This is a genomic window from Endozoicomonas sp. SESOKO3, assembly GCF_024606255.1.
The window spans coordinates 1-1,839 of the sequence record NZ_JAHHPR010000335.1; the positions used below are offsets into that span (position 1 = coordinate 1).

The window sequence follows — 1,839 nt, forward strand, 5'->3', positions numbered from 1 at the left end:
CCAAATTCAAGTTAGTGAACGAACGGGTTCACAAACGGTACAACTGATCGACATAACTGGGATTCTATGACCGATAGCAACCTGATTCCAACCGTCCAGATTCCGGCTGTTACCATTCAGAGTGGCGAGAAATTTGTCAATGAAAAAGGCATTACCGCCATCAAGAATGGCATCAAGGCCAGCAATCGCTCCGATGAAGCGGTTCAGCCTTTTATGCGCAAGCCGGATTGGTTGAGAATCAAGCCCAGGTACGGCAGCAAGTTCAAAGAAGTCAAAGAGACTGTTCATGAGCACAAACTGAGTACCGTTTGTGAAGAGGCCATGTGCCCCAACATCAATGAGTGCTGGAGTTCCGGTACCGCCACTATCATGCTGATGGGCGATGTCTGCACCCGTGCCTGTCGCTTCTGTGCGGTGAATACCGGGAACCCCAAAGGCTGGCTGGATAAGGAGGAGCCGGACCACACGGCCAACAGCGTAAAACTGATGAACCTGAAATACCTGGTTCTGACCTCTGTTAACCGTGATGACCTTGAAGATGGCGGTGCCGGTCATTATGCCGCCGTCGTAAAACGGGTGAAGGAAGTCAATCCTGAAACCGACGTTGAAGCGCTGACACCGGATTTTTTGGGTGTATTGGCAGATGTAGAAACTGTGGTTGACAGCGGTATTGCCGTTTTCGCTCAGAACGTTGAAACCGTTAAACGACTGACACATCCTGTTCGTGACCCGCGTGCCAGCTATGAACAGACGCTCGCTGTTCTGGCTCACTCCAAAAAATACCGACCCGATGTACTCACCAAAACCAGCCTGATGCTGGGTCTGGGTGAAACCGAGGACGAAATCATTGAGACTATGAATGATCTCAGGGCCATTGATTGCGATATCCTGACTCTGGGCCAGTATCTGCAACCCACCAAAAACCATTTGCCAATTGAACGTTACGTGACGCCCGAAGAGTTCGAGAAGTATCGTCAGTGGGGCCTGGAAAGAGGTTTTGTTGAAGTCGTGGCCGGTGCCCTGGTGCGCTCAAGTTATCGTGCTGAGCAGGTGTTGCAGAAGAATAATGTGGGCCTGGGCCAATGAGTGACAGCAAACCATCAGTCACTCATCTGTAGTTCAGTGATTTTCAACGTACTAACGCTATGGAAGGTCTGGATGGTCAACACATGGCCATCCATGCTGAAGGTGGCTGAATTGATTGTACCATGATCTGAAATGATGGCTTTTTCTTTCCAGGTTTCATCGTTCTGCCGACCATAAATTTTCGCCGTGCCATCGTAACCGGCGGTGATCACATGTTGGCTATCGGGGCTGAATGTGGCTGAGTTGACAATATCGTCATGGGAAATGATGGCTTTTACTTCCCATGAACCACCGTCCTTCAGGCCATAGATTTTCGTCTCGTCGTCATCACTGGAGGTCTGCAAATAGCGGTTATCGGGGCTGAATGTGGCTGAGTTGACCTCTTTTTTATGGGAAATGATAGCTTTTTCTTCCCATGATCCATCGTCATTCAGGCCATAGACTTTCACCTTGGGATCATTACTGGTCGTCATCACATGGCGACCGTCGGCGCTGAAGGTGGCTGACCTGACACAACCGTCATGAGAAATAATAGCTTTTTCTATCCATGACCCATCGTTGTTCTTGCCATAGATTTTCGCTTTGCCATCAAAACTGGCGGTCACCACATAGCGGCCATCGACACTGAAGGTGGCCGATACTACTAAAAGCCTGTGGGTAATGATGGCTTTTTCTGCCCATGACTCATCGTCCTCCCGGCCAGAAAGACGAACGATCATGGGAAGAAAAAGCCACTATTTCCCATGATAACTT

General features: G+C 49.4%; 2 protein-coding genes. One reads left to right on the forward strand and one right to left on the reverse strand.

Annotated features, from left to right (window positions below; all coding sequences use genetic code 11):
- Window positions 1-66: 66 nt before the first annotated feature.
- Entirely contained in the window at window positions 67-1,086 is a 1,020-nt protein-coding gene (lipA, locus tag KDK18_RS05915; protein ID WP_257253901.1) for a lipoyl synthase, read from the forward strand.
- Window positions 1,087-1,100: 14 nt separating this feature from the next.
- On the opposite strand, the gene KDK18_RS05920 is transcribed toward lipA, so the two are convergent.
- The gene (locus tag KDK18_RS05920) at window positions 1,101-1,805 is read right to left on the reverse strand and encodes a WD40 repeat domain-containing protein (protein WP_257253902.1); all 705 of its coding nucleotides are present in this window, start codon (window positions 1,803-1,805) and stop codon (window positions 1,101-1,103) included.
- Between the last annotated feature and the right edge of the window lie 34 nt (window positions 1,806-1,839).